23 protein-coding genes are annotated in these 25,363 nt (G+C 64.7%); 12 read left to right on the top strand and 11 right to left on the bottom strand.

Annotated features, from left to right (window positions below):
• Window positions 1–56: 56 nt before the first annotated feature.
• On the bottom strand, window positions 57–1,265 hold the full coding sequence (locus tag K4A76_RS07100; protein ID WP_274411817.1) for a hypothetical protein: 1,209 nt from the start codon (window positions 1,263–1,265) through the stop codon (window positions 57–59).
• 40 nt (window positions 1,266–1,305) lie between these two features.
• Window positions 1,306–1,755 carry a YcgN family cysteine cluster protein gene (locus tag K4A76_RS07095; protein ID WP_274411816.1) on the bottom strand — a complete coding sequence of 150 codons (450 nt, stop codon included), beginning with the start codon at window positions 1,753–1,755 and terminating at the stop codon, window positions 1,306–1,308.
• A gap of 143 nt (window positions 1,756–1,898) precedes the next feature.
• Here K4A76_RS07095 and K4A76_RS07090 point away from each other — a divergent pair, with 143 nt between their 5' ends.
• Entirely contained in the window at window positions 1,899–2,492 is a 594-nt protein-coding gene (locus K4A76_RS07090; protein ID WP_009686805.1) for a nitroreductase family protein, read from the top strand.
• A gap of 104 nt (window positions 2,493–2,596) precedes the next feature.
• Here K4A76_RS07090 and K4A76_RS07085 read toward each other — a convergent pair whose 3' ends face one another.
• The 4 genes from K4A76_RS07085 to K4A76_RS07070 form a co-directional block, all read right to left on the bottom strand.
• The gene (locus tag K4A76_RS07085; RefSeq protein WP_029886175.1) at window positions 2,597–3,529 is read right to left on the bottom strand and encodes a D-2-hydroxyacid dehydrogenase; all 933 of its coding nucleotides are present in this window, start codon (window positions 3,527–3,529) and stop codon (window positions 2,597–2,599) included.
• A gap of 2 nt (window positions 3,530–3,531) precedes the next feature.
• The gene (locus K4A76_RS07080; protein WP_009686808.1) at window positions 3,532–3,825 is read right to left on the bottom strand and encodes a YcgL domain-containing protein; all 294 of its coding nucleotides are present in this window, start codon (window positions 3,823–3,825) and stop codon (window positions 3,532–3,534) included.
• Window positions 3,822–4,955, bottom strand: a complete 1,134-nt coding sequence (gene rnd / locus K4A76_RS07075) for a ribonuclease D (protein WP_054913777.1) — start codon at window positions 4,953–4,955, stop codon at window positions 3,822–3,824. Before rnd ends, K4A76_RS07080 begins: the two co-directional genes overlap by 4 nt.
• Window positions 4,956–5,067: 112 nt before the next feature.
• Window positions 5,068–6,705 carry a phosphoethanolamine transferase gene (locus K4A76_RS07070; protein WP_274411814.1) on the bottom strand — a complete coding sequence of 546 codons (1,638 nt, stop codon included), beginning with the start codon at window positions 6,703–6,705 and terminating at the stop codon, window positions 5,068–5,070.
• Between the two features lie 252 nt (window positions 6,706–6,957).
• Here K4A76_RS07070 and K4A76_RS07065 point away from each other — a divergent pair, with 252 nt between their 5' ends.
• Entirely contained in the window at window positions 6,958–7,194 is a 237-nt protein-coding gene (locus tag K4A76_RS07065; RefSeq protein WP_029886178.1) for a YdcH family protein, read from the top strand.
• A 104-nt stretch (window positions 7,195–7,298) separates the two neighbouring features.
• On the opposite strand, the gene K4A76_RS07060 is transcribed toward K4A76_RS07065, so the two are convergent.
• Window positions 7,299–8,480 carry a trans-sulfuration enzyme family protein gene (locus tag K4A76_RS07060; RefSeq protein WP_274412273.1) on the bottom strand — a complete coding sequence of 394 codons (1,182 nt, stop codon included), beginning with the start codon at window positions 8,478–8,480 and terminating at the stop codon, window positions 7,299–7,301.
• Between the two features lie 92 nt (window positions 8,481–8,572).
• On the opposite strand from K4A76_RS07060, the gene K4A76_RS07055 reads away from it, so the two are divergent.
• Window positions 8,573–9,034 (top strand): Lrp/AsnC family transcriptional regulator, encoded by a 462-nt coding sequence (locus K4A76_RS07055; RefSeq protein WP_173891660.1) that lies wholly within the window; start codon window positions 8,573–8,575, stop codon window positions 9,032–9,034.
• A 368-nt stretch (window positions 9,035–9,402) separates the two neighbouring features.
• Here the strand turns inward: K4A76_RS07055 and K4A76_RS07050 are convergent, their stop codons facing one another.
• Window positions 9,403–11,733: an FdhF/YdeP family oxidoreductase gene (locus K4A76_RS07050; RefSeq protein ID WP_274411813.1), complete on the bottom strand. Its 2,331-nt coding sequence runs from the start codon at window positions 11,731–11,733 to the stop codon at window positions 9,403–9,405.
• Between the two features lie 236 nt (window positions 11,734–11,969).
• Between K4A76_RS07050 and moaA the strand changes: the two genes are divergently transcribed.
• Both moaA and K4A76_RS07040 read left to right on the top strand, forming a co-directional pair.
• The gene (gene moaA / locus K4A76_RS07045; RefSeq protein ID WP_009686815.1) at window positions 11,970–12,974 is read left to right on the top strand and encodes a GTP 3',8-cyclase MoaA; all 1,005 of its coding nucleotides are present in this window, start codon (window positions 11,970–11,972) and stop codon (window positions 12,972–12,974) included.
• Window positions 12,975–12,994: 20 nt separating this feature from the next.
• On the top strand, window positions 12,995–13,894 hold the full coding sequence (locus K4A76_RS07040; RefSeq protein WP_274411811.1) for a bestrophin family protein: 900 nt from the start codon (window positions 12,995–12,997) through the stop codon (window positions 13,892–13,894).
• Window positions 13,895–14,002: 108 nt separating this feature from the next.
• Here the strand turns inward: K4A76_RS07040 and moaB are convergent, their stop codons facing one another.
• Window positions 14,003–14,542, bottom strand: a complete 540-nt coding sequence (moaB, locus tag K4A76_RS07035) for a molybdenum cofactor biosynthesis protein B (protein ID WP_274411810.1) — start codon at window positions 14,540–14,542, stop codon at window positions 14,003–14,005.
• Between the two features lie 517 nt (window positions 14,543–15,059).
• Here moaB and K4A76_RS07030 point away from each other — a divergent pair.
• The gene (locus K4A76_RS07030; protein ID WP_054881742.1) at window positions 15,060–15,947 is read left to right on the top strand and encodes a LysR family transcriptional regulator; all 888 of its coding nucleotides are present in this window, start codon (window positions 15,060–15,062) and stop codon (window positions 15,945–15,947) included.
• Here K4A76_RS07030 and K4A76_RS07025 read toward each other — a convergent pair.
• On the bottom strand, window positions 15,935–16,717 hold the full coding sequence (locus tag K4A76_RS07025; RefSeq protein WP_274411809.1) for an AraC family transcriptional regulator: 783 nt from the start codon (window positions 16,715–16,717) through the stop codon (window positions 15,935–15,937). The genes K4A76_RS07030 and K4A76_RS07025 overlap by 13 nt on opposite strands.
• A 376-nt stretch (window positions 16,718–17,093) precedes the next feature.
• Here K4A76_RS07025 and K4A76_RS07020 point away from each other — a divergent pair, with 376 nt between their 5' ends.
• From K4A76_RS07020 to K4A76_RS07000, 5 genes are all read left to right on the top strand, one after another.
• Window positions 17,094–18,710: an APC family permease gene (locus K4A76_RS07020; protein WP_274411808.1), complete on the top strand. Its 1,617-nt coding sequence runs from the start codon at window positions 17,094–17,096 to the stop codon at window positions 18,708–18,710.
• A 174-nt stretch (window positions 18,711–18,884) separates the two neighbouring features.
• The gene (locus tag K4A76_RS07015) at window positions 18,885–19,811 is read left to right on the top strand and encodes a 4-hydroxyproline epimerase (protein WP_235767965.1); all 927 of its coding nucleotides are present in this window, start codon (window positions 18,885–18,887) and stop codon (window positions 19,809–19,811) included.
• A gap of 44 nt (window positions 19,812–19,855) precedes the next feature.
• Window positions 19,856–20,803 (top strand): dihydrodipicolinate synthase family protein, encoded by a 948-nt coding sequence (locus tag K4A76_RS07010; protein ID WP_009683314.1) that lies wholly within the window; start codon window positions 19,856–19,858, stop codon window positions 20,801–20,803.
• Window positions 20,804–20,948: 145 nt separating this feature from the next.
• Window positions 20,949–22,526, top strand: coding sequence for an aldehyde dehydrogenase (NADP(+)) (locus tag K4A76_RS07005; protein WP_274411807.1), 1,578 nt, complete (start codon window positions 20,949–20,951; stop codon window positions 22,524–22,526).
• A gap of 2 nt (window positions 22,527–22,528) precedes the next feature.
• A complete protein-coding gene (locus tag K4A76_RS07000; protein WP_054913212.1) occupies window positions 22,529–23,776 on the top strand; it encodes an NAD(P)/FAD-dependent oxidoreductase in 1,248 nt (415 codons plus the stop codon).
• Window positions 23,777–23,830: 54 nt separating this feature from the next.
• Here the strand turns inward: K4A76_RS07000 and xenA are convergent, their stop codons facing one another.
• Window positions 23,831–24,922 carry a xenobiotic reductase XenA gene (gene xenA, locus K4A76_RS06995; RefSeq protein WP_029886570.1) on the bottom strand — a complete coding sequence of 364 codons (1,092 nt, stop codon included), beginning with the start codon at window positions 24,920–24,922 and terminating at the stop codon, window positions 23,831–23,833.
• Window positions 24,923–24,972: 50 nt separating this feature from the next.
• On the opposite strand from xenA, the gene K4A76_RS06990 reads away from it, so the two are divergent.
• A complete protein-coding gene (locus K4A76_RS06990) occupies window positions 24,973–25,308 on the top strand; it encodes an ArsR/SmtB family transcription factor (protein WP_029886571.1) in 336 nt (111 codons plus the stop codon).
• The last annotated feature ends 55 nt before the right edge of the window (window positions 25,309–25,363 follow it).

The following is a 25,363-nucleotide window of genomic DNA, read 5'->3' as shown; positions in this document are numbered from 1 at the left end:
TAATCTTGTGGGAGCGGGCAAGCCCGCGAAGAGGCCGGCACAGGCAATAGGAATTTCTAGCGCAAAGCCTTGCTCTGCAACACCTCAGACCGCCGCCCCAGCACATTCTCGCTGATCTGCACGAACTCTTCGGTACTCACGCTCGGCAAGCGCATCAACCCGCGCACCACATCATCCAGCGAACGCTTGGCCTGGGTATGGATGCGGATTTCCTTGTCCAGCGCCTGCAGCAGCATTACCCCACGGGCGACCTGCGCCGGGGTGGCCTGTTCGCCACGCAGCCGGGTCACCTTCGCGCCCTGCTTGCTCAGGCGCGCCTGCCAGGCCTGGTAGCGGTCGTCGCTCACCCCGCCAGAGCGGCGCAGCAACTCGCTGGCGTAGTAATCGGTCAGGCTTTCCACCAACCAGTCATTGCCATCACGGGCGCGGATCTGGGCAAACAACTGCACCACCTCACGCAATAACGGGCTGCTGCCGTTCTCGCTGACCATCGGCCTGCCACTGTGCAGGTACACCGACCCCTGCGCCGCCATCGCCCCACGCCACATCCCGTCACGCGCGCCCACCAGCAACAGCTTCGGCGGGTTGCGCGGGAACACTGCCTGCAGTTGCGGCCAGACGAAGGTGAGCAAGGTCAGGCTGTCCATACGCCGCATGCCCTGCCCCACCGGCGCGGCCACGGTCACGTCGGTATCGCCCAGACGGGCGCGGCGGCTGCCCAGGTCACCGGCGAGCATCCAGCCAGTAGGGCGGTCGAACAGGCGCGATACATTGTCGATGCGGAACTTGTCCTGGCCGACGCGCGGCCAGGGCGTTTCGATGCTCTTCCAGCCCGCTGGCAGGTCGAAGGCCAGGCGCGCCACCAGCTCTGTTCCATCCTGCTGGTCGAGGCGCGCTGGCGGCACCAACTGGTCGCCCAGGAACAGCGCCCAGTGCGGGGTTATACGTGACGAAAACGCGCCGCTGGCAAGCTTCTGGTCCAGCAGCACGCGGTAGCTGAGGCTAGTCTTGCCGGCCGCAGGCTGCCATACCCCCCGCTGCCCGTTCAGTTGCCATTGGCCATCGGCCTGGAAGCCGCTGTAGGCCGCGGCCTTGCCCAGGTCGAAGTCAAGGCTGCGCACCGCGCTGCCGTCCGCCAGGGTCAGGCGAACTTCTGCCTGGCCGCTGGCGGGCAACAGGCGCACTTCGTAATCGAGATTGACCTTTTTCGCCCAGGCGGGCGCACTGGCCATCAGGCCCAACAGCAACAACAGCTGGCAACGCATACAGAAACTCCTTGTTCCCCGTGGCAGCGGGCCGCGCTGCTCAGCTGGCGCGGAAAATCAGGTGGTCTTCCCAGTCGTCTTCGTGCACATCCTGCTCCCTGAGCATACGCCCCGCCTGGGAAATGCGCTGTTCATGGACCTGTTGGCGGTCGCCACAGACCAGGTGGTGCCAGGCGGGCAAGTCCTTGCCCTCGCTGACCAAGCGGTAACCACAGGTACCGGGCAGCCAGGTGAACTGGTCGGCCTTGCCTGGGGTGAGCTGGATGCAATCCGGCACCTGGGCGAAGCGGTTGGGGTAGTCGCTGCACTGGCAGGTTTGCAGGTCCAGCAGCTTGCACGCGATACGCGTGTAATAGACGCTGTTGTCGTCCTCGTCCTCGAGCTTCTGCAGGCAGCACAGGCCGCACCCGTCGCACAGCGACTCCCACTCCTGGGCATTGAGTTGTTCGAGGGTCTTGCGCCGCCAGAACGGCGCGTTGTCAGCGATCATTACACGGTTACCTGCATTCATCTTGTGGTCGCGGCGCGCAGCGGCGCCAGTCTAGAGCCTGGCCTTGAGCAAAGCCAGGCCGCTTGTCAGTCGCTACGCGAAGCAGTAGCGTGCGCGTTTTCCGTCCGTTTGCAGGAGCCGCCATGAGCGCCAACCCCCGCGTTGCCGATTACGCCATCAACGAGCAGTTCATCAACCGCTGGTCGCCCCGCGCCTTCACCGCCGAACCGATCAGCGAAGAGACCCTGCTGAGTTTCCTCGAAGCTGCCCGCTGGGCACCGTCGGCGTACAACTCGCAGCCTTGGCGCTTCTTGTATGCCCGCCGTGACACCCCGAACTGGGAGCGCTACCTGAGCCTGCTGGTACCGTTCAACCGTAGCTGGGCGCAACAGGCGTCGGCGCTGGTGCTGGTGATGTCCAAAACCACTTTCGCCGCCCCGGGTGCCACCGAAGAAAAACCGGCACTGTGGCACACCTTCGACACCGGCTCCGCCTGGGGCCACCTGGCCCTGCAGGCCAGCATCAGTGGTTGGCATACCCACGGCATGGCCGGTTTCGACCAGGCGCTGGCGCGTCAGGAGCTGAAGATCCCTGAAGGCTACGAGCTGCATGCCATGGTGGCGATCGGCAAGCTCGGCGACAAGGCCAGCCTGGACGAAGCGCTGCAGGCGCGTGAAGTGCCCAGCCCGCGCAAGCCGCTGAGCGAGCTGGCGGCTGAGGGGGATTTCAGCCTGTAAGTTTTGGGTTGGCAGTACTGGCCTATTCGCGGGTAAACCCGCTCCTACGCCACCCATTGTAGGAGCGGGTTCACCCGCGAACAGGCCGGCACAGGCCAAAGCAGTCAATAGCCCCTGGCGAAGTCCACTTCACCGCGCAACCCCTGCCCGGCTTCATACGCCCGCATATTCTCGACAAACAACCGCACCATCGCCGCCGGCGAGGTGGGCGCCGAGCTGTGCCCGGTCAACAACAAGCCCCAGGCCGTCCAGAACGGGTGCTGCCTGGGCAACGGCTCCTGGCGGCACACATCGATCACCGCCCCGGCCAGATGCCCCTCCTTCAACGCAGCTACCAGGTCGGCATCGACCACCGCCGCACCCCGCCCGGCATTGATGAACAGCGCCGTGGGCTGGAAGCACTTGAACAGTGCAGCGTTGTACAAGTCGTGGGTAGCCGGGGTATCCGGCAGCAGGTTGAGCACGTAGTCGACCTGGCCAACCATGCGCGGCAGGTCGGCCAGCGCCGCCACTTCGACGAACGGTGCCTGCTCGCGGGCGCTGCTGGCAACGCCGTACAGCACCACGCCAAACGGCTGCAGGAACTCGGCCACGCGCTGGCCGATGTCGCCGGTGCCCACGATCAGCACCCTGCGCCCTTCCAGCGTGCGCCCCGGGCGGTCGTCCCAGCGCCGCTCGACCTGGCTGACCAGGCGCGACAGCACCTCGCGCTCATGGCCAAGCATGTAGGTGAGCATGTACTCGGCCATTACCTGGCCGAAAATGCCCACCGCTCGGGTCAGGCGATAGTCACGCGGCAAACCATCGGCCAGCAACGGTGTGATGCCGGCCCAGGTCGACTGCAGCCAGCGCGGTTGGTGGCCCTGGCGCAGCAAGCTCGCCAGCAGGTCGGGCTGGCCCAGCCACACCGGGCAACGCGGCGCCTGGCGGGCCAGTTCGGCCGAGTCGCCACTGGTCAGGATTTCCAGTTCAGGCGCGGCTGCGCGCAAAAGCTCGGCGTAGCGGGCATGGTCATGCTCGGCAATCAGTACGCGCATGTTCAGGCCGGGTCGTTGCGGCGCAGCAGCTCTTCGGGCAGGTGCTCGATGTACTCGTCATCCGGCGGTGGCATCTGCAGGTGGTAGCCTTGGTTGTCGAGGTTCTCCAACACCTTGGTGATGTCTTCGCGGGCCAGCTTGCGTTCCGGGCTGAGCACCAGGTCGAAGGCATGCACGGGGGTGCCGAAGAACGGCAGCAGGCCTTCTGGCACCCGCTCAAGGCCGTCAGCCTTGAGCACGTACAGGTACATTTCGTTCTTGCGGGGGCTCTTGTAGATGGAGCAAATGCGTTTCATCGGGTCTCTCCGGCGCCTGCAAGGCTGTCCAGCAGGGCCTGGCCCATACGCTCACGGCGCCAGCCGCGCAGCGAATCGGGCAATTGATAAGGGCCATTGGGGTAACCGCTCTTGAGCAGTGCCTCCAGGGCTTTTTTACGCAGCATCAGCTCAGGGGCAATGCCCAGGCGCTCGCCTTCGGCCTGGCCGATGGCGCGCAGCTGCTTGAGGATGCCGCTGGCTTCGATCGGCAGCGGCTCGGGCAAGGGCGCTGGCCACTGCTCGGCAGGCAGGCTGGCGGCGCGCTTGATCAGCTGGATGAGAAACTCACCGTCTTGACGAATGGTGCGCGGGTGCATCTCTTCAACCTTGGCCAGTGCCGACAGGTTGCTCGGCTGGTTCTTGGCAATGGGCCACAGCGAGTGTTCCTTGAGCACGCGGTTGCGGGGTACATCGCGGCTGCGGGCAGTACGCTCGCGCCAGGCGCACAGCTCACGCAGCACGGCCAACTGCTGGGGCGCCAGCTTCCAGGCCAGCTTGACGTCGCGGTACAAGGTGGCTGGCTCGACTTCGCGACGCAAGGCGGCGACCAGCTCGGCGCCATCCTCCAGCACCCAGGCATACTTGTCGTCGCTCAGGCGCGGGCGCAGCACGGCGAACAGCTCGGCCAGGTGCACGGCATCTTCGGCCGCGTAGCTGACCTGGGTGTCCGACAATGGGCGCTGCAGCCAGTCGGAGCGGGTTTCGCCCTTGGGCAGGTCGATGCCCAGCACTTCCTGCACCAGGCGCGAGTAACCCATGGAAAAGCCAAGGTTCAGGTAACCGGCGGCCAGCTGGGTGTCGAACAACGGTTGTGGCAACTTGCCGGTCAGGCGCAACAGCACTTCGAGGTCTTCGCTGCAGGCATGCAGCACCTTGACCACACCGCTGTTTTCCAGCAGGTCGGCCAGGGGTTGCCAGTTGCCGATCAGCAGCGGGTCGATCAGGAAGGCCCGTTGGCCGTCGCCAATCTGGATCAGCCCGGCCTTCGGGTAAAAGGTGTCGACCCGCATGAACTCGGTATCGACGGCGACAAACGGCAGTTGCTGCCAGTCGCGGCAGTGTTCAGCCAGGCTCTGGTCGTCACATATCCAGTGAATTTCGATGGCCACAAGGCTCTCCCACTAACATTGGCGCGCAGTATATACGGCGCGGGCACTGCTGGTGAAACCCGGGCCATCCTTGATATCGATCAATGGTGCGTTTGCACGCAGGGTGTAGGCGTCAGCGCTTGGCCGTCAGCCACGGGCGGCAACTGGCGAACATGTCCAGCGACCGTTGGTAGACCTCGGTGTGTACCTGCAGCAGGCCAAGCATCGAGTGGAACAGGTTGTCTTGCGACAGCGGGGCGTCGCTGAGCTTGGCCAGGCAGTCGGTATCGAGGCCGAAGTCCTCCTTGTAACTGTCGGAGAACCACGTCAGCAGCGGAACGTGCTTCTGCTGCTCGGGGGCGATGGCGTACGGTGTGCCGTGCAGGAACAGGTTGTACTCACCCAGCGACTCGCCATGGTCGGACAGGTAGATCATCGCCGTGTCCACCTTGTCCTGCTTGCTGCGCAGGGTGTCGATCAACGAGGCCAGGACCTTGTCGGTGTAGGCCAGGGTGTTGTCGTAGCCGTTGATGATTTGCTGTTCGCTGCACTGGTTCAGGGCGTTGCTCTGGCACACCGGGCTGAAACGCTCGCCGCCTTCGGGGTAGCGCTTGAAGTACTCGGGGCCATGGCTGCCCATCTGGTGCAGCACCAGCACGGTGTCCTTGTCGAGGTTGTCGATCAGCGCGTCCAGGCCTTGCAGCAGGACCTGATCATGGCATTCACCGCCTGCGCACAGTTGCGGGTCCTTGAGGTTGCTGACATCGATGAACTGCACGCGATCGCAAGTGCCCTTGCAACCCGACTGGTTGTCCCGCCACTGCACGGCAAGGCCGGCACGCTGGAGGATGTCCAGCAACCCTTCGCGGTTCTTGGCGACACTGGCGTCGTAGTCCTTGCGCTGCATGCCAGAGAACATGCACGGTACCGAAACCGCCGTTTCCGTGCCGCACGAATGCACGTCGGAGAACGCCAGCAGGCCCTGTTCCTTGGCCAGGTTCGGCGTGGTATCGCGGCCATAGCCCAAGACACCGAAGTGGTCTGCCCGGGCACTTTCCCCGACCACCAGCACGGTCAGCGATTTGCGCTCATGTTTCTGCCAGGCCACATCACGCTTGGCATCTTCGCCGTAAGGCTGGAACGGCCGCGCTGCGGTACCAACCCGTTCGCCGACATAACCAATGGAGGCGCCCACGATATTGCTTGGGGTCAGCATCAGGCGCAGTTCGTGGTGGTTGCGAAACAGCGACGACAGCCCTTGGTAGTTGACCAGCGCCACCGAACCCAGCGCCACCACGCAGGCACCACTCACCAGCAGCTTGCCAAGCAGTTCGCGGTGCCAGCGGCGGTAGGCGATCTGCGCCTTGCACACCAGCACCGAAGGCAACACCCCCAGCAGCAGGATGTAAGCGGCAAACTTGAACGACATCAGGTCGCGCACTTCCGCCACATTGGTTTCGGCCATGTTGCGGAACATGCCCGCATCGATAAGTACGCCGTACTGGTTCATGAAGTAAGCCACGCCGGCGCCACTGATGAACAAGACCACAAGTAACGGCTTCAACACATAACGGAAGGCAAATAAAGTGAGTACCAGGTTGAACGCGAACAGCATCAGCACGGCGAACGCCAGAATCAGCCACAACCCCGACAGGCCGGGGGGCACGACCGCTTGCAGATGCTCCCAAAGGAACATGTTGAAGCCGATCAGCAGGTACAGGCTGGCCAGCAGCGTGACCCATTCAGTCCGCAGGGATTTGAAATTGAGCATCAGTGTTCGCAATCAAGAGTGGTTATCAACCCCGCGGCCCGACGGCACCGTGGGAAAGTTGGGCGAACTCTAGAAAGCGCACCATCAATTTTTTGTGAAAAAGTCGGTAACAATTTAGTGATGGCGAGGCTTTTGCCCGTTAATGCCGTTTTCTTCAGCTGCCGTTCAGCCTGCAGCCCGTGAACGGCTTGCGCAAAGACGGCTATCCTCAGTGGTCAGGACCTAATCGACAAACCTGACAGAGGTGAAGAAATGCCAGTTCCGCATGATCTGCTCGCTGACCTGCACATTACCGCTGAGAAGTTCCAGGCACTGATGGACAACGACCAGGCGCTGCATGCACTGCACAAGGAATACAACGCCAAGGACAAGGAGGTGGTGGCCGCCGAAGGCAACGGCACCAACGACGACGCCGTCAACCGCCTGCGCAAGGAGCGGTTGCTGATCAAGGACAAGATCGAACGGATCATTCATCCGCCCAAATCCTGACAGGCATTCATTGAGGTTGCTGGCCTCTTCGCGGGTGAACCCGCTCCTACATTGGACCTCGTACCTTGTAGGAGCGGGTTCACCCGCGAAGAGGCCAGCAACCCCTACGCAGCAACCAGCGCTTTCAACGCCCCATCCAGGTCTTCGATCAGGTCGCGGTAATCCTCGATCCCCACCGACAGCCGCAGCAGGTTCTCGCTGATGCCCATCACACCCTTCTGCTCCGGGCTTAGCGAGCAGTGCGACATGCTCCACGAGTGGTTGATCATGCTCTCCACCCCGCCCAGCGAGTCGGCCAATACAAAGATCTGCAGCGCCTCGACCAGGCGGTTGAGCGCGGCGCGGTCGCCCTTGACCTTCATCGCCACCACCGCCCCGCCACTGCGCATCTGGCGCTTGCACAGTTCATGCTGCGGGTGGCTTTCCAGCCCAGGGTAATACACCTGCTCCACCTGCGCGTGGTGTTCCAGAAAGCGTGCCACCTGCAGGGCATTGGCGCACTGGCGCTCCATGCGCACATCCAGGGTCTTCAGGCCGCGCAGGGCCAGGTAGCAGTCGAACGGCCCCTGCACCGCGCCGATGGCCATGCTGATGCGGCGCAGGCGCGCCAACAGCGCGTCATTGGCCGCGACCACCACACCGCCAGTCAGGTCAGAGTGGCCGCCAATGTATTTGCTGGCCGAGTGCATCACCAGGTCCACCCCCAGGTTGATCGGGCGCTGGTTCCACGGCGAGCAGAAGGTGTTGTCGATGCAGGTGAGGATGCCCTTGGCCCGCGCCAGGTCGCACACCGCCTTGATGTCGACCAGGTGCAACAACGGGTTGGTCGGCGACTCGATCCAGATCAACTGGGTTTCGGGCTTGATCGCCGCGGCCACCGCGCCCAGGTCGTTGAGGTCGACATAGGTGGTGGTCAGGCCTGAAGTACGGCTGCGGTAGTCTTCCAGGATGCGGAAAGTGCCCCCGTACACGCCGTTCATCACGACCACGTGGGCATCCTTGGGCAGCAGCTCCAGTACCGTGGCGGTGGCATTAACCCCCGAGGCGCAGGCCACGGCACCCACGCCTTCTTCCAGCGCCGCTACGCAGGTTTCGTAAGCATGCCGGGTGGGGTTGCCCACGCGGCTGTAGGAGTACTCCGGCTTGTCGTCGAGGCTGCGTTTGGTGAACGAGCTGGCGGTGACGATGGCCGGGAAAATGGCATTGTCGGCAACACTGAACTGCTCGCCAGCGTGAATGGCACGGGTGGCGAAATTGCGCGGCTTGTCGGACATGGTCAGGCCCATTGGCAGAATGAAAGCTGCCACTATGGCACAAGCCAAATCGCCTGGCCTTGGGGTAACCTGTGAAATATTTTCCGGCACGGCCAGCGCGCGATATGGACAGCTTCGACCAGCACATTCTTACCCTGCTTCAGCGCGACGCCTCGATGTCGCTCAAGGACCTGGCCGAAGCCGTCAACCTGTCCACCACCCCGTGCTGGAAGCGGGTCAAGCGCCTGGAAGAAGAAGGGTACATACTCGGCCGTGTCGCCCTGCTGGCCCCTGAACGGCTAGGGCTGGGGCTGACGGTGTTCGTCCAGCTCAAGACCCAGCGCCACGACAGCGCCTGGCTGGCGCAGTTTGCCGCGACCGTGACCGGGTTCGAGGAGGTGATGGAGTGCTACCGCATGTCTGGCGACTGGGACTACATGTTGCGGGTGGTGGTGGGGGATATTGCGGCGTATGACCGGTTTTACAAAAAGCTGATTACCAGCACCGAGGGGTTGTCGAACATTACCTCCAGTTTTGCCATGGAACAGATGAAGTACACCACGGCTTTACCGGTGAACCGTGGCTGATGGCTGTGGGGCATATTGCCGGCAAGGCGCACAGGGATTGCATCAGGGCTGACAGGTGGTTGCCAGAAGATATGCAGCGCCTGTGAGATCGAGCGCCGCCCGCGCGGCGCTTCGCGGGTAAACCCGCTCCTACGTTTGTTTCGGGCCAGTCCATCCTGTGCCAGGCGCGCGCGACCGCCTTGTTTGTACGGCGCGATATTGAGGTGGGCGCCAAGGCGTTCGCGCGCAAATCCCACGGGAATAATTGGCCCGAAACAAGCGTAGGAGCGGGTTTACCCGCGAAGCGCCGCGCGGGCGGCGCTCGATCTCACAGGCGCTGAAGATCCTGCGCCTACCCCCGCCCGCGACAGGGCCCTTGCAGGCGCCCGTCAATCCGAAGCCAGCACCGCCGCAATCCGGTTCCCGGCCTCGGCCTTCTCCAGCTTGATCGCCACAAACTTCGAGGTCGGGGTGTACGTCCCCTCGCCATAACTCTCCAGCGGCACCAGCGGGTTGGTCTCGGGGTAGTAAGCCGCCGCCTGCCCTTGCGGCACGTCATACGCCACCAGGCGGAACCCCGACACCCGCCGCTCCACACCATCCTCCCACAGCGACACCAGGTCCACGTGCTCACCCGGTTCAAAGCCCAGGCGGCGGATATCGGCCTCGTTGACGAACACCACTTCGCGCAGGCCGAACACCCCACGGTAGCGGTCGTCCAGGCCATACAGGGTGGTGTTGTACTGGTCGTGCGAACGCAGGGTCTGCAAGATCAGGTCGGGCTTGTCCCCGCGGGCCAGCACCTTGGCGTTGACCAATCCCTCGGGCAGCGTGTGGGGCATGAAGCGCGCCTTGCCGGTGGCCGTGCGGAAGTTGCGCTCGGCAGCGTGGTTACCCAGGTGGAACCCGCCAGGGCTGTTCAGGCGTTCATTGAAACGCGCGAAGCCGGGGATGACGTCGGCAATCATGTCGCGGATGCGGTTGTAGTCGGCCACCGCATAGGCCCAGTCGATCGGCTGGTTGCCCAGCGTGGCCTTGGCCATGCCGGCGATGATCCATGGCTCCGAACGCATGTGCGGCGAGCGCGGGCGCAACTGGCCATGGGAGAGGTGCACCATGCTGAAGGTGTCTTCCACGGTCACGCCCTGGGGCCCTGCGGCCTGCAGGTCGATTTCGGTACGGCCCAGGCATGGCAGGATCAGCGCGTCGCGGCCGGTGACCAGGTGCGAGCGGTTGAGCTTGGTGGAAATCTGCACGGTCAGCGCACACTTCTGCAGCGCGGCATGGGTACGCGGTGTATCCGGGGTGGCTTGGGCAAAGTTGCCGCCCAGGGCGACGAACACCTTGGCCCGCCCCTCCTCCATGGCCTTGATCGCCAGCACCGCGTTGTGCCCATGGGCACGCGGCACACGGAAGCGGAAGCGTTTTTCCAGGGCGTCGAGCAGTGCTGCCCGGGGCTTCTCGTCGATGCCCATGGTGCGGTCGCCCTGCACGTTGCTGTGGCCGCGCACCGGCGACAGGCCAGCGCCGGGCTTGCCGACGTTGCCGCGCAGAAGCTGCAGGTTGACGATTTCCTGCACGGTTGCCACCGAATGGCGGTGCTGCGTCACGCCCATGGCCCAGCACATGATGACCCGCTCGGCCTTGCGGTACATACGCGCGGCCAGTTCGATCTCGGCCAGGGTCAGGCCAGACTGCTGAACGATGTGTTCCCACGCCGTGGCGTCGACCGCCGCCAGGTAGCCATCGATACCGCTGGTGTGCTCGGCGATGAAGGCGTGGTCGAACACCGGCGGTTCGCCCTTGGCCTGGGCCTCGCGTTCCCACTGCAACAGGAACTTGGCAATACCGCGCATGGCCGCCATGTCGCCACCCAGGGCTGGACGGAAGTACGCGCTGGAAGTCGGCTCGGAGCCATTGCTGAGCATTTCGAACGGGTGCTGCGGGTGCTGGAAGCGCTCCAGGCCACGCTCTTTGAGCGGGTTGAAGCACACCACCTGGGCACCGCGCTTGACCGCTTCACGCAGCGGTTCGAGCATGCGCGGGTGGTTGGTGCCGGGGTTCTGGCCAATCACGAAAATGGCATCGGCCAGTTCCAGGTCGTGAAACACCACGGTGCCTTTGCCCACCCCCAGGGTTTCCGACATGCCCGAGCCGCTGGCTTCGTGGCACATGTTGGAGCAGTCCGGGAAATTGTTGGTGCCATAGGCACGCACGAACAGCTGGTAGAGAAACGCCGCTTCATTGCTGGCCCGGCCCGAGGTGTAGAACTCGGCTTCGTCCGGCGATTGCAGTGCGCGCAGGTGCCGGGCAACCAGCTCGAACGCTTCTGCCCAGGTGGTTTCCACGTAATGGTCGGTGGCTGCGTCATAGCGCATCGGGTGCGTCAGGCGGCCTTGGTACTCAAGCCAGTAGTCGGTCTGTTGCTTCAACGCGCTGACGCTGTACTTGGCAAAGAAGGCCGGGTCCACCGAGCGCCCGGTGGCTTCCCAGTTGACCGCCTTGGCGCCGTTTTCACAGAACTTGACCATGTCGCTTTCCGGCGACTCGCCCCAGGCACAGCCAGGGCAGTCGAAGCCGCCGTTCTGGTTGGTCTTGAGCATGGCCCGCAGGTTCTTGAAGGCGTTGTCACTGCCCAGCCAGCTCTTGGTCACGCTTTTCAGCGCCCCCCAGCCGGCGGCGGCGCCTTTGTAGTCCCTGATGTGTTCGTCCTGGCTCATGCGGTGAATCCTCACGCTTCGGTGCTTTGTTTCAGCCTATGGAGCGTGGGGCGGGGCGTCCAATCGAAAGATCTTACGGCGTGATAAGCGCTTTCGATGACGGCAGGCAGGCGACGAGCTGCCAGGCCGCATGATAGAGACCGTCGATCATGCAGTCGGACAAAGCAATTTGACGGCCCTGCGCCCAGGTTATAGCTTGGACAGAAATGCCCCCCTTCCCAGACGCGAGCGCGAACGTGGAACAGAACAGCCGGGCCCTGATCGACGGCTTCAACCGGAAAATCGACTACCTGCGGATGTCGGTCACCGACCGCTGCGACTTCCGTTGCGTGTACTGCATGGCCGAAGACATGCAGTTCCTGCCGCGCCAGCAGATTCTCAGCCTGGAGGAACTGTTCCAGGTGGCCGAGCGCTTCGTCGCCCTCGGCACCCGCAAAATCCGCCTGACCGGCGGCGAACCCCTGGTGCGCCAGGGCATCGTCGACTTGTGCGGGCGCATCGCCGCCCTGCCCGGCCTGCGCGAACTGTGCCTGACCAGCAACGGCTCGCAGCTTGGCCGCCTGGCCCAGCCGCTGTTCGACGCGGGCGTTACACGCCTGAACATCAGCCTCGACAGCCTGGACGCCGACCGCTTCAAGCAACTGACCCGTACCGGCGACCTGCACCAGGTCATTGCCGGCATCGACGCAGCCCGGCAGGCCGGTTTCAAGCGCACCAAGCTCAACTGCGTGGTGCTCAAGGGCCGCAACGACCATGAACTGGTCGACCTGGTGCGCTTTGCCATCGACCGCGAGCTGGACATCACCTTCATCGAAGAAATGCCCCTGGGGGTGATCAGCGAGCATGAACGTGGCGAGTCGTTCTGCTCCAGCGATGAAGTACGGGCGCTGCTGGCTGAACAGTTCACCCTGGTGGAGTCCACCGAAACGTCGCAGGGGCCGGCCCGTTACTGGCGCCTGGCCGAAGCGGCCAACACCCGGGTCGGCTTCATTTCGCCGCACAGCCACAACTTCTGCGCCACCTGCAACCGCGTGCGCCTGACCGTCGAGGGCCGCTTGCTGCTGTGCCTGGGCAACGAGCATTCGGTAGACCTCAAGCACGTGCTGCGGGCCCACCCGGGCGACCCCGACCGCCTGGAAAAGGCCATCCGCGACTCGCTGCACCTGAAGCCCTACCGCCATCACTTCGAAGTCGGTGGCGACGTGCAGATCCTGCGCTTCATGAACATGACCGGCGGCTGAGCAGCTGCCTCTGGATTGCCATGATCGTCCACCCCGCACCCGATGTGTTGCGCGTGTTGTTCACCCTCAAGGGTTCGATCATCAAGCGCATTGCCCTGCGCTGCCTGATGGTCACCCTGCTGGCCGCACTGATCGTGCTGGTCGAGCGCCATTACCCGGCGTTTTTCTACCCGGTCAGCGCCACGCCTTTCACCTTGCTGGGCCTGTCGCTGTCGATCTTCATGAGCTTTCGCAACAACGCCTGCTATGACCGTTGGTGGGAAGGGCGCAAGGCCTGGGGCAAGCTGATCATCGAGACCCGCTCGTTCGTGCGTGAGAGCGTGGTGATCGGCGATGAAGCACTACGCCAAGAGCTGCTGCGCAGCCTGTGCGGGTTTGCCCATGCGCTGAATGCGCGGTTGCGCAATGAAGACGACCTGGCTGCCGCCCGCCCATGGTTGCCCCGGCCCGAGGCGCTCAGCCCGCACAATGTGTGCGACAGCATACTGCGTGAGGTGGGCAGCCAATGCTCGCGGCTGGCCGAGCGACAACAGATCAGTGACTGGCGTTACAGCCTGCTGGAGCAGCGGCTGGTGGGGCTGACCGAGGTGCAGGCCACCTGCGAGCGCATCAAGGGCACGCCACTGCCGTTTCCCTACACGCTGTTGTTGCACCGCACCATCTACATCTTCTGCCTGTTGTTGCCGTTTGCCCTGGCCGAGCCGCTGGGCTGGCTGGCGCCGCTGTTCACCACCATCGTGGGGTACACGTTCTTTGGCCTGGATGCGATTGGCAACGAACTGGAAGACCCGTTCGGGCGGGATGAGAATGACCTGCCTACCGATGCCATGGTGCGGACCGTGGAGCGGGATGTACTGGCGGGGTTGGGGGACCAGCAGTTGCCGCCGGCGTTGTTGCCGGTGGGGCATGTGTTGAGCTAAGGGCCCTATCGCCGGCAAGCCAGCTCCCACAGGGACCACACAGATTTCAGAACCTGTGCAATACCTGGGAGCCGGCTTGCCGGCGATAGGGCCGGTACAGGCGAACGATCAGCCCCGGCTTGCACAGGCCTTGATGGGCAGCAGGTGCTTGACGAAGTTGCACGGCCGGTGCCGGGCATCCAGCTGCTCGGCCAGGATCCCCTCCCACGCTGTACGGCAAGCCCCGGTAGACCCCGGCAGGCAGCACACCAGCGTGCGGTTGGCCAGCCCGGCCAGCGCCCGGCTCTGCACGGTCGAGCTGCCGATATCCAGAATCGACAACGCGCGGAACAGTTCGCCAAAGCCATCGATGCGTTTGTCCAGCAGGCACCCGACCGCCTCTGGCGTGCTGTCGCGGCCGGTAAAACCGGTACCGCCGGTGATCAGCACCACCTGCACCTGGTCATCGGCAATCCAGGTGGCCACCTGGGCGCGGATCTTGTACAGGTCGTCCTTGAGCAGCGCCCGCGCCACCAGGCGGTGGCCGATCTCCACCGAACGGCTGGCCAGCAGTTCGCCGGAGGTGTCGTTGTCGAAGGTGCGGGTATCGCTGACAGTCAGCACTGCGATGTTCAGCGGTACGAAGACCGCATCGGGTTGGACGCGCACAACAGGAACTCCTTGAATGGCCTTTTCGCCACGCTAAGGGGATGCTCCGAGGGCGTCCAATCGATATGGCGAACCGTTCCATCGACAGGTTCTATCGCTGCCTGGAGGTAGCCGCAGCATCTTCAGCGCCTGCGAGATCGAGCGCCGCCCGCGCGGCGCTTCGCGGGTAAACCCGCTCCTACATTTGTTTCGGGCCAGTTACGCCTGTAACAGGCGCGCGCGACCGCCTGGTTCATACGACGCGACATTGAGGCATGCGCCAAAGGGTTCGCGCGCAAATCCCACAGGCATAATTGGCCCGAAACAAATGTAGGAGCGGGTTTACCCGCGAAGCGCCGCGCGGGCGGCGCTCGATCTCACAGGCCCTGCATTTCTTGTGACAAACACCTGTCAGCCCTGACGCGATCCCAGCGGAAGCTGGCTTGCCAGCGACAGGGCCCGCACAGGCACCATCAAACAATGGCCAGCCACCGCAGAGTTGGTTAAGGTCAACACACCCCGCATGCCAGGCACTTCCATGGACATCAAGCAGCTCAAGTTCCTCATCGCCCTCGACCAGACCCGCCACTTCGGCCAGGCGGCGGCGCTGTGCCACATCACCCAGCCGACGCTGTCCATGCGCCTGCGCAACCTGGAAGACGAACTGGACCTGGTACTGGTCAAGCGTGGCCAGCGCTTCGAGGGCTTCACCGAGGCCGGCGAGCGCATTCTGGCCTGGGCCCGCACCCTGCTCGCCGCGCACGACGGCCTGCAGGCCGAAGCCGCCAGTTGCCGGGGCCAGGTGGTCGGCAGCCTGCGCCTGGGCACGGTGCCGCTGGCCAGCTTCAACCCCATGCACCTGCTGCTGCCGCTGCGGGAAAAATACCCGGAGCTGCACTTCCAGCTCAGTTCGCTGAGCTCGGAACAGGTCATCGACGGCCTTAGCCGGAACCAGCTCGACCTGGGTATCTGTTACCTAGACCAGGTCAACACCAGCTTCTTCGAAGTGATCGAACTGGGCACCACCACCATGGGCCTTTTGCACGACACCCGGCACTTCCGCTTCGCCAGCGACACCTTGCGCTGGGCCGAACTGGGCGACATCCCCCTGGGGCTGCTGAGCAAAGGCATGCACTACCGCCAGTCACTGGACCTGAGTTTTCGCAGCCGTGGCCTGGAGCCCAACGCAGTGTTGGAAAGCGACTCGAGCTTCCAACTGATCCAGGCCATCAACACCGGCATGTGCTGCGCGATCATGCCCCTGGACTGCGGCCTGGAAGACCTCAGCGAGCACTTGCGCATCCTGCCGGTGGCCGACGCCGCCATCCACAGCCCGGTCGGCCTGCTGCTGCGCCGCAGCGAGCCACGTTCGGCGATTGCCGAGCAGTGCTTTGCCGAGGCGCAGGCACTGTTTCAGGCGGGCTGATCGCTGGTCGCCTGGCGGTATTGGCGCGGCGTAAAGCCGGTCAGTTGCTTGAACTGGCGGCTGAAGGCGCTGTGGTCGGTGTAGCCGCAGCACATGGCAACCTCAGTGATCGGCAATTCTGAATGCAGTAGGCGATGCGCGTGCTCCAGGCGCGCCTTGTGGATCATCTGCCGTGGCGTGAGGTGGAATACCCGTTTGCAATAGCGCTCCAGCTGGGCCACCGAAATGCCCGCGATGCGGGTCAGCTCGCGCATGCTTATCGGCTGGTGAAAATGCTGGCGGATATGTTCGTCCACCGCGGCCAGGCGCTGGTACGCAGGGTGGCTGTCGGCCGCTGACTGCAGGTCGACCGAGATGCCGACCAGGCCAATGATCTCGCCCGCCTGGCTGTACAACGGGCGCTTGTGGGTCAAGCACCAGCCTGGCTCACGGCTGCCGTACAGGTGCAGCTCCAGCTGGTCTTCCAGCACCAGGCCCTGCTTGAGCACACGGCGGTCCTGTTCGGTGTAGCCGGGGCCGAACTGCGCCGGAAACACTTCGGCGCTGGTCTTGCCCAGCAACGGTTGCAGGCGCTTCAGGCCACAGCGCTGGACCAAGGTGTTGTTGGCCAGCACGTAGCGGGCGGCCGGGTCCTTGATGAAGATCGCAGCGTTGGGGATGGCGTCGAGGATCGGCAGCAACAGCGAGACACCGGCCAGCAGGGCCTCGAGGGAGGCGGGACGGTGCTGGTCCAGGGAATGGTAGAGGGGTGCCAGGGGGGTGTCGGTCATCTGCTCGATCTCTGTTGGCTTTGTTGGCCCTTTCGCGGGCATGCCCGCTCCCACAGGTACCTCACAATTCCCGAATCCTGTGCTGTACCTGTGGGAGCGGGCGAGCCCGCGAAGAGGCCGGCACTACTCACACATACCTACAGCCCTTATACGGTATGGCCTACAGCCTATTCCCCACCCTTGTGGCTGACCACTGCTTTTTCCCAACTGTGCCGATTTCGTCATGCCCCTTGCAGAAAACCATCAAGAACCGTCGCCCCGATCGGTCCACTCTATGCCCCACGCAAGCCGCCCAAGCCCTACAAGAACGCGGCCCGAAAGCCGCACCTGGTGACATCAGACCTGCCTATCCAATAACCAACAAAAAGGCGAACCCATGTCAGGCAAATTCAAGAAACAGTTATCGCTGCTGGACCTCACCTTCATCGGCCTCGGCGCCATTTTCGGCTCCGGTTGGCTGTTCGCCGCCAGCCACGTTTCGGCCATCGCCGGCCCGGCCGGCATCCTCTCCTGGTTCCTCGGCGGCTTCGCCGTGCTGCTGCTGGGCATCGTGTACTGCGAACTGGGCGCCGCCCTGCCCCGCGCCGGTGGCGTGGTGCGCTACCCGGTGTACTCGCACGGCCCGCTGCTGGGCTACCTGATGGGCTTCATCACCCTGATCGCCTTCTCCAGCCTGATCGCCATCGAGGTGGTCGCTTCACGCCAATATGCTGCCGCCTGGTTTCCCGAACTGACCAAGGCCGGCTCCAGTGACCCCACCGTGCTTGGCTGGCTGGTGCAGTTCGCCTTGCTGGGGCTGTTCTTCTTCCTCAACTACCGCAGCGTGAAAACCTTTGCCAAGGCCAACAACCTGATCAGCGTGTTCAAGTTCATCGTGCCGCTGCTGGTGATCGGCGTGCTGTTCACCTTCTTCAAGCCGCAGAACTTCACCGTGCAAGGCTTTGCCCCCTTCGGTTTGTCTGGCGTGGAGATGGCCGTATCGGCCGGTGGCATCATCTTCGCCTACCTGGGCCTGACACCGATCATTTCGGTGGCCAGCGAAGTGAAGAACCCACAGCGCACCATCCCGATTGCGCTGATCCTGTCGGTGCTGCTGTCCACCGCCATCTACGCCCTGCTGCAACTGGCCTTCCTCGGCAGCGTACCCACCGAAATGCTGGCCAACGGCTGGGCCAGCGTAACCAAGGAACTGGCCCTGCCCTACCGTGATATCGCCCTGGCATTGGGGGTGGGTTGGCTGGCCTACCTGGTGGTGGCCGACGCCGTGATCTCGCCCAGTGGCTGCGGCAACATCTACATGAACGCCACCCCACGGGTGATCTATGGCTGGGCGCAAACCGGCACCTTCTTCCGCTACTTCACCCGTATCGACGCCGAGTCCGGCATCCCGCGCCCGGCGCTGTGGCTGACCTTCGCGCTGTCGGTGTTCTGGACCCTGCCCTTCCCGTCGTGGGAGGCGCTGATCAACGTGGTGTCCGCAGCCCTGGTGCTGAGCTATGCCGTGGCCCCGGTCAGTGTCGCCGCGCTGCGCCGCAACGCCCCCGAGATGCCGCGCCCGTTCCGGGTCAAGGGCATGGCGGTGCTGGGCCCCCTGTCGTTCATCATCGCCGCACTGATCGTGTACTGGTCGGGCTGGAATACCGTGTCCTGGCTGCTGGCCCTGCAAATCGTGATGTTCGTGCTGTACCTGGTGTGCAAACGCTTCGTACCGACCCAGCACCTGTCGCTGGCCCAGCAAGTGCGCAGCTCGGCGTGGCTGATCGGCTTCTACGCGGTGACCATCCTGCTGTCCTGGCTGGGCAGCTTCGGCGGCCTGGGCGTGCTTGGCCACCCATTCGACACGGTGGCGGTGGCTGTCAGTGCGCTGGGCATCTACTACTGGGGTGCCGCTACCGGTGTGCCTGCCCACCTGGTACGCCTGGAAGGCGAGGACGAAAGTGAAGCCAGCCATGAGCCCCTGGCAGACCAGCGCTCGGCCGCACTGGCTCGGTGAAGGCTACTGGCCCTATCGCCGGCAAGCCAGCTCCCACAGGGGCTGCGCTGCCCCTGAGGCGCATGCAATAGCAATACCCCAGAGGCCAATGCAATACCTGTGGGAGCTGGCTTGCCAGCGATGAGGCCCGCACCAGCAGCACATGACCATACAGATCAAACAAGGGACAGGCCCATGAAACAGATTCACGTCATCGACTCCCACACTGGCGGCGAGCCTACCCGCCTGGTGATGCAGGGCTTCCCGCAACTGCATGGCCGCAGCATGGCCGAGCAGCGCGACGAACTGCGCGAGCTGCACGACCCGTGGCGCCGCGCCTGCCTGCTGGAGCCACGCGGCAACGATGTGCTGGTGGGCGCGCTGTACTGCCCGCCAGTGTCTGCCGACGCCACCTGCGGGGTGATCTTCTTCAACAACGCCGGTTACCTGAACATGTGCGGCCACGGCACCATCGGCCTGGTCGCTTCGCTGCAGCACCTGGGCCTGATCGCACCTGGCGTGCACAAGATCGACACCCCGGTCGGCCAGGTCAGCGCCACCTTGCATGAAGACGGCGCCGTCACTGTCGCCAACGTGCCCGCCTACCGCTACCGCCACCACGTGGCGGTGGACGTGCCCGGGCATGGCGTGGTGCATGGCGACATCGCCTGGGGTGGCAACTGGTTCTTCCTGGTTGCCGAACACGGCCAGCGCATTGAACTGGATAACCGCGAGGCCCTGACCGCGTACACCTGGGCCATGCTCAACGCCCTGCAAGCGCAAGGCATTACCGGCGAGCACGGCGCGCCCATCGACCACGTCGAGCTGTTTGCCGACGACGCCAACGCCGACAGCCGCAACTTCGTGATGTGCCCCGGCAAGGCCTACGACCGCTCGCCCTGCGGCACCGGCACCAGCGCCAAGCTGGCCTGCCTGGCGGCCGACGGCAAGCTGGCCGAGGGCCAGACCTGGGTGCAGGCCAGCATCACCGGCAGCCAGTTCCAGGGCCACTACCAGCGCGACGGCGAGCGGATTCGCCCGTTCATCACCGGCCGCGCCTACATGACCGCCGACAGCACCCTGCTGATCGACGAACAGGACCCATTCGCCTGGGGCATCTGAGCCCCGCCTTTTGACCCATCCGAATTTCGCCAGGAGTAACTTGCATGAACAACAACATCTTCACCGGCACCATGCCCGCCCTGATGACCCCGTGCACCGCCGAGCGCAAGCCGGACTTCGACGCGCTGGTGCGCAAAGGCCGTGAACTGATCGATGCCGGCATGAGCGCCGTGGTGTACTGCGGCTCGATGGGCGACTGGCCGCTGCTGACCGAGGCCCAGCGCCAGGAAGGCGTGGCACGCCTGGTGGGCGCCGGCATCCCGACCATCGTCGGCACTGGCGCGGTGAACACCCGCGAGGCGGTGGCGCATGCCGCCCACGCCGCCAAGGTTGGCGCCGCCGGGCTGATGGTCATCCCCCGCGTGCTTAGCCGCGGCGCCTCGCTGATCGCGCAAAAACACCACTTCTCGGCCATTCTCGCCGCGGCACCGAAGCTGCCGGCCGTGATCTACAACAGCCCCTACTACGGCTTTGCCACCCGCGCCGACCTGTTCTTCGAACTGCGCAGCGCATACCCCAACCTGATCGGTTTCAAGGAGTTCGGCGGTGGCGCCGACCTGCGCTACGCCGCCGAACACATCACCTCCAAGGACGACGACGTGACCCTGATGGTCGGCGTCGATACCCAGGTGGTGCATGGCTTCGTCAACTGCAACGCCACCGGTGCCATCACCGGCATCGGCAACGCCCTGCCGCGTGAAGTGCTGCAACTGGTAAGCCTGAGCAAGCAGGCGGCCAAGGGCGACGCCCGCGCCCGCCGCCTGGCGCGTGAGCTGGAAGCGGCGTTGGCGGTGCTGTCGTCGTTCGATGAAGGCTGCGACCTGGTGCTGTACTACAAGCATTTGATGGTGCTCAACGGCGATCGCGAGTACAGCCTGCATTTCAACGAGACCGACGCCCTGACCGACGCCCAGCGCAACTATGCCGAGCAGCAGTACGCCCTGTTCCGCACCTGGTACGCCAGCTGGTCTGCCGAGCAGAACCTGGCCTGACGTGTAGCCTGCGCGGTCTCTTGTAGGAGCGGGCGTGCCCGCGAACACCGGCGCAGCCGGTGCCAGACACCGCGTCGCCTGCTTCGCGGGCAAGCCCGCTCCCACAATGAATCGCGCAGGCTTTTCAAATCCCCAAGGAGGCTCCATGACCCTTACAGGCAACCTGCTGATCGGCCACACCCCGGTAACCGGCAGCCGCGCGGCGATCCACGCCGTCAACCCGGCAAACGGCCAGGCGCTGGAACCACCCTACTTCGGCGGTAGCGGCGAACAGGTGGCCCAAGCGTGCGCCCTGGCCTGGGCGGCGTTCGATGCCTACCGCGAAACCTCGCTCGAACAACGGGCCCACTTTCTCGAAACCATCGCCGCGCAGATCGAAGCGCTGGGCGATGCCCTGATCGACCGGGCCGTGGCCGAAACCGGCCTGCCCAAGGCGCGCATCCAGGGCGAACGCGGCCGTACCTGCACCCAGCTGCGCACCTTCGCCCGTGTGGTGCGCGCCGGTGAATGGCTGGATGTGCGCATCGACGAAGCCCTGCCCGAACGCCAGCCGCTGCCGCGCAGCGACCTGCGCCAGCGCCAGGTGGCCTTGGGACCGGTGGCCGTGTTCGGCGCCAGCAACTTCCCCTTGGCCTTCTCGGTGGCCGGCGGTGACACCGCCTCGGCATTGGCTGCAGGCTGCCCGGTCGTGGTCAAGGCCCACAGCGCGCACCCCGGCACCAGCGAACTGGTCGGCCGGGCCCTGGCGCAGGCGGCGCAACAGTGCGGCTTGCCAGAAGGCGTGTTCTCGCTGCTGTACGGCGCCGGCCATGAAGTCGGCATCGCGCTGGTCAGCGACCCGCGCATCCAGGCGGTTGGCTTCACCGGCTCGCGCAGCGGTGGCATGGCGCTGCGCCAGGCTGCCCAGGCACGCCCGCAGCCGATCCCGGTGTATGCCGAAATGAGTTCGATCAACCCGGTGTTCCTGTGCAACGCGGCCCTGCAAGCCCGCGGCGAAGCACTGGCGCAAAGCTTTGTCGCGTCGCTGACCCAGGGCGCCGGCCAGTTCTGCACCAACCCGGGCCTGGTGATCGCCCGCCAAGGCCCGGCCTTGCAGCGTTTCATCAGTGCGGCCAGCCACCACCTGCAACAGGCGGCCGCGCAAACCATGCTCACCCCGGGCATTTTCAGTGCGTACCAGGCCGGCGTCGCGGCCCTGGCGGAAAACGCCAATGCCCAGCCCGTCGCCAGCGGCCAGGGCGGCACCGGCCCTAACCAGTGCCAGGCGCAGCTGTTCGTCACCCAGGCCGAGGCCTTCCTTGCCGACCCGGCGTTGCAAGGCGAGGTGTTCGGCGCGGCCTCGTTGCTGGTCGCCTGCAGCAGCGATGAGCAAATGCGCCAGGTTGCCGAACACCTGGAGGGCCAATTGACCGCCACCCTGCACCTGGACGAAGCCGACATCGACAGCGCCCGCGCCCTGCTGCCCACCTTGGAACGCAAGGCCGGGCGGCTGTTGGTCAACGGCTGGCCGACCGGGGTCGAGGTGTGTGACGCAATGGTGCATGGCGGCCCGTTCCCGGCCACCACCGATGCGCGCACCACTTCGGTGGGTACAGCGGCGATCCTGCGTTTCCTGCGCCCGGTGTGCTACCAGGACTTCCCCGATGCGCTGCTGCCACAGGCCCTGCAACAGGCCAACCCGCTGCAACTGCGGCGCCTGCTGGACGGTAAACGGGAAGGCTGAGCATGCACCAAACCGCTGAAACCGATATCGCCGTGGTGGGCGCCGGCATCGTCGGCGTCGCCTGCGCCCTGCAACTGGCCCGTCAGGGCCGCCGGGTCACCCTACTCGACCGCCAGGCGCCCGGCCATGGCGCCTCGTTCGGCAATGCCGGGCACCTGGCGACCGAGCAAGTGTTCCCGATTGCCGACCTGTCGATCCTCAAGCGCCTGCCACGCATGCTGCTCGACCCCATGGGCCCGCTGCGGCTGGACTGGAAGTACCTGCCCAAGGCCATGCCGTGGTTCACCCGGCTGCTGCTTAACCTGCGCCCGGCGCCGTTCCAGCGCAGCGTGGCCGGCATTCGCCGATTGAACGAAGCCAGCCTGGGTGCCTGGCAACAGCTGCTGGGCTCGATCGGGCGCAGCGAGCTGTTTCACGCAGCGGGCTCGCTGCTGGTGTTCGAGCGCCCCGAATCACGGCAGGCGCTGGCGGCGTTGCAGGCGCGCCTGCAACAGCAGGCCGTGCCCGTGGATTACTGGTCGGCACACGCCGTACGCGCAGCCGCGCCCCAGTTGAGCGAGTCGTTGCTTGGCGGGTTGTTTTTCCCCAACACCGGGCATTTCATCGACCCCTACCGGGTGGTCTGCGCGTTGTTCGAGGCGGCCAAGGCCAGCGGCGTGCGCTTCGTGCAAGCGCAGGTAGAGGGTGGCCACCTGCACAGCGGCGGGGTCAGCCTGGCCAGCGCCCAGGGCACGTTCAACGCCCGCCAGGTGCTGCTCAGTTGCGGTGCGCATTCGGCACGGCTCACCGCGGCCCTGACCGGCAAACGGGTGCCGCTGGACACCGAGCGTGGCTACCACCTGATGCTGCCTGGCGAACACCAGCGCCTGCCCTTTGCGGTCACTTCGCTGGAGCGCAAGTTCATCATGACCCCCATGGCCGAAGGCCTGCGCCTGGCCGGCACCGTGGAGTTCGCCGGGCTGGAGGCGCCGCCGAGCATGCAGCGGGCGTGGCAGTTGCACCGCTTGAGCAAAGGTTTGTTTCAGCAGGACCTGAGTGTTGAAGGCGCCACGCCGTGGATGGGCTTTCGGCCTTCGCTGCCCGATTCACTGCCGGTGATCGACCGTGTGTGTGACGGGCGGGTGCTGTTGGCGTTCGGGCACCAACACCTGGGGTTGACCCAGGCGGCGGTCACGGCGCAATGGGTGGGGCGTTTGGCTGAGCGGGCTGGCGGGGCCGAGCTGGCGGCTTACCGGCTGGGCCGTTTTTAGGCCCGGGGGGCCGCTGGGCGGCCCAGCCGCCACGCAGCCCGCACAGAGCGTGTCTCAGCGATAACGCTCAAGCCAGTGCGCATAAGGCGCTGGCAAGGTCCAGGAGGCTTTTTCCACCCCCAGCTCCTTGGCCGCAAAGTAGGCCCAGTGCGGGTCGGCCAGGTGCGCGCGGCCTACCGACACCAGGTCCAGCTGGTTGGCCTGCAATGCCGCTTCGGCCAGCTGCGGGGTACCGAAACCCCACGCCGACGTCACCGGCAGCTTGGCTTCACGGCGCACACGCTCGGCAATCGGCCCCATGAACGCCGGGCCCCATGGGATGTTGGTATCAGGGATGGTAAAGCCGACACTCACGCTCAGCAGGTCCAGGCCGCCAGCCTTGAATCGGCGCGCCAACTCGATCGACTCTTCCAGGGTCTGCTCATCACGGCCGTCGTATTCCAGCACGCCAAAACGCGCCGTCAGCGGCAGGTTTTCTGGCCACACTTCACGTACTGCCGCCAGGGTTTCCAGCAGGAAGCGGCTGCGGTTGTCGAAACTGCCACCGTAGGCATCGGTACGCTTGTTGGAATGCTCGGAGAAGAAGCTCTGCCCCAGGTAGCCGTGGGCAAAGTGCAGCTCGATCCACTCGAAGCCGGCATCGCGTGCACGGCGGGCGGCATCGACGAAGTCCTGCTTGACCCGGGCGATGTCGTCCAGAGTCATGGCACGCGGCACTTTTGGCAGGTGTGCACCAAAGGCAATGGCCGACGGGGCAATGGTTTCCCAGCCGCGGGCATCGTCGGCGGCAATATGGTCGTCACCTTCCCAGGGCCGGTTGGCGCTGGCCTTGCGCCCGGCGTGGGCGATCTGGATGCCCGGTACCGAACCTGCTGCCTTGATCGCCTGTACCACCGGTACGAACGCCTGGGCATGGGCGTCGCTCCAGATGCCGGCGCAGCCGGGGGTAATGCGCCCCTCCGGTGCCACCGCCGTGGCTTCGACCACCAGCAAGCCGGCACCGCCACGGGCCATGCCGGCCAGGTGCACATGGTGCCAGTCGTTGATCATGCCGTCCTCGGCCATGTACTGGCACATCGGCGGAATGGCGATGCGGTTGCGCAGGGTGACGTCCTTGAGGGTGTAAGGTTGGAACAATGCGGACATGAGAAAACTCCCGGGCTATATGGATACGATTGTTCGATCATAATCGAACTATGGCAATAATGGAAACCCCCGGTATCATGTGCAGCATGCGAGCCTATAAACATCCCAACCCTGAAGACCTGGTGCTGGAGCGCCTGCTGTACGCCCTGAGCGACCCCGTGCGCATGGGCATCGTGCGCCAGCTGGCCGGTGTGGCCGAAGCCACGTGCGGCGAACTGGACGGCGGCCGGCCCAAGTCGAGCATGTCCCACCACTTTCGCGTCTTGCGTGATGCAGGGTTGGTGCATACCCGCAATGTGGGCACAACCCATATGAATTCGCTGCGCAGCGAAATGCTGGAGGCCCGCTTCCCGGGGTTGCTGGCGTGCATTCTGCGCCAGCAGTAATACCTGCCCTGCGCCGCAAACAGCCCCGAACAGGCAACAAAAAAGCCACGAGGTC

Source organism: Pseudomonas sp. NEEL19, from assembly GCF_028751975.1.
Classification (GTDB): domain Bacteria; phylum Pseudomonadota; class Gammaproteobacteria; order Pseudomonadales; family Pseudomonadaceae; genus Aquipseudomonas; species Aquipseudomonas juntendi.
This window is presented reverse-complemented; position numbering and strand designations above follow the sequence as displayed.

Coding starts and splice junctions, on each gene's coding strand:
- K4A76_RS07090 (WP_009686805.1), top strand. CDS start 1,899: ATGAGCGCCAACCCCCGCGTTGCCGATTACGCCATCAACGAGCAGTTC.
- K4A76_RS07080 (WP_009686808.1), bottom strand. CDS start 3,825: ATGAAACGCATTTGCTCCATCTACAAGAGCCCCCGCAAGAACGAAATG.
- K4A76_RS07060 (WP_274412273.1), bottom strand. CDS start 8,480: ATGGGCCTGACCATGTCCGACAAGCCGCGCAATTTCGCCACCCGTGCC.
- K4A76_RS07020 (WP_274411808.1), top strand. CDS start 17,094: ATGTCAGGCAAATTCAAGAAACAGTTATCGCTGCTGGACCTCACCTTC.
- K4A76_RS07100 (WP_274411817.1), bottom strand. CDS start 1,265: ATGCGTTGCCAGCTGTTGTTGCTGTTGGGCCTGATGGCCAGTGCGCCC.
- xenA (WP_029886570.1), bottom strand. CDS start 24,922: ATGTCCGCATTGTTCCAACCTTACACCCTCAAGGACGTCACCCTGCGC.
- K4A76_RS07040 (WP_274411811.1), top strand. CDS start 12,995: ATGATCGTCCACCCCGCACCCGATGTGTTGCGCGTGTTGTTCACCCTC.
- K4A76_RS07065 (WP_029886178.1), top strand. CDS start 6,958: ATGCCAGTTCCGCATGATCTGCTCGCTGACCTGCACATTACCGCTGAG.
- K4A76_RS07070 (WP_274411814.1), bottom strand. CDS start 6,705: ATGCTCAATTTCAAATCCCTGCGGACTGAATGGGTCACGCTGCTGGCC.
- K4A76_RS07050 (WP_274411813.1), bottom strand. CDS start 11,733: ATGAGCCAGGACGAACACATCAGGGACTACAAAGGCGCCGCCGCCGGC.
- K4A76_RS07055 (WP_173891660.1), top strand. CDS start 8,573: ATGGACAGCTTCGACCAGCACATTCTTACCCTGCTTCAGCGCGACGCC.
- K4A76_RS07095 (WP_274411816.1), bottom strand. CDS start 1,755: ATGATCGCTGACAACGCGCCGTTCTGGCGGCGCAAGACCCTCGAACAA.
- K4A76_RS07010 (WP_009683314.1), top strand. CDS start 19,856: ATGAACAACAACATCTTCACCGGCACCATGCCCGCCCTGATGACCCCG.
- K4A76_RS07085 (WP_029886175.1), bottom strand. CDS start 3,529: ATGCGCGTACTGATTGCCGAGCATGACCATGCCCGCTACGCCGAGCTT.
- K4A76_RS07000 (WP_054913212.1), top strand. CDS start 22,529: ATGCACCAAACCGCTGAAACCGATATCGCCGTGGTGGGCGCCGGCATC.
- K4A76_RS06990 (WP_029886571.1), top strand. CDS start 24,973: ATGGCAATAATGGAAACCCCCGGTATCATGTGCAGCATGCGAGCCTAT.
- K4A76_RS07025 (WP_274411809.1), bottom strand. CDS start 16,717: ATGACCGACACCCCCCTGGCACCCCTCTACCATTCCCTGGACCAGCAC.
- K4A76_RS07005 (WP_274411807.1), top strand. CDS start 20,949: ATGACCCTTACAGGCAACCTGCTGATCGGCCACACCCCGGTAACCGGC.
- K4A76_RS07030 (WP_054881742.1), top strand. CDS start 15,060: ATGGACATCAAGCAGCTCAAGTTCCTCATCGCCCTCGACCAGACCCGC.
- K4A76_RS07015 (WP_235767965.1), top strand. CDS start 18,885: ATGAAACAGATTCACGTCATCGACTCCCACACTGGCGGCGAGCCTACC.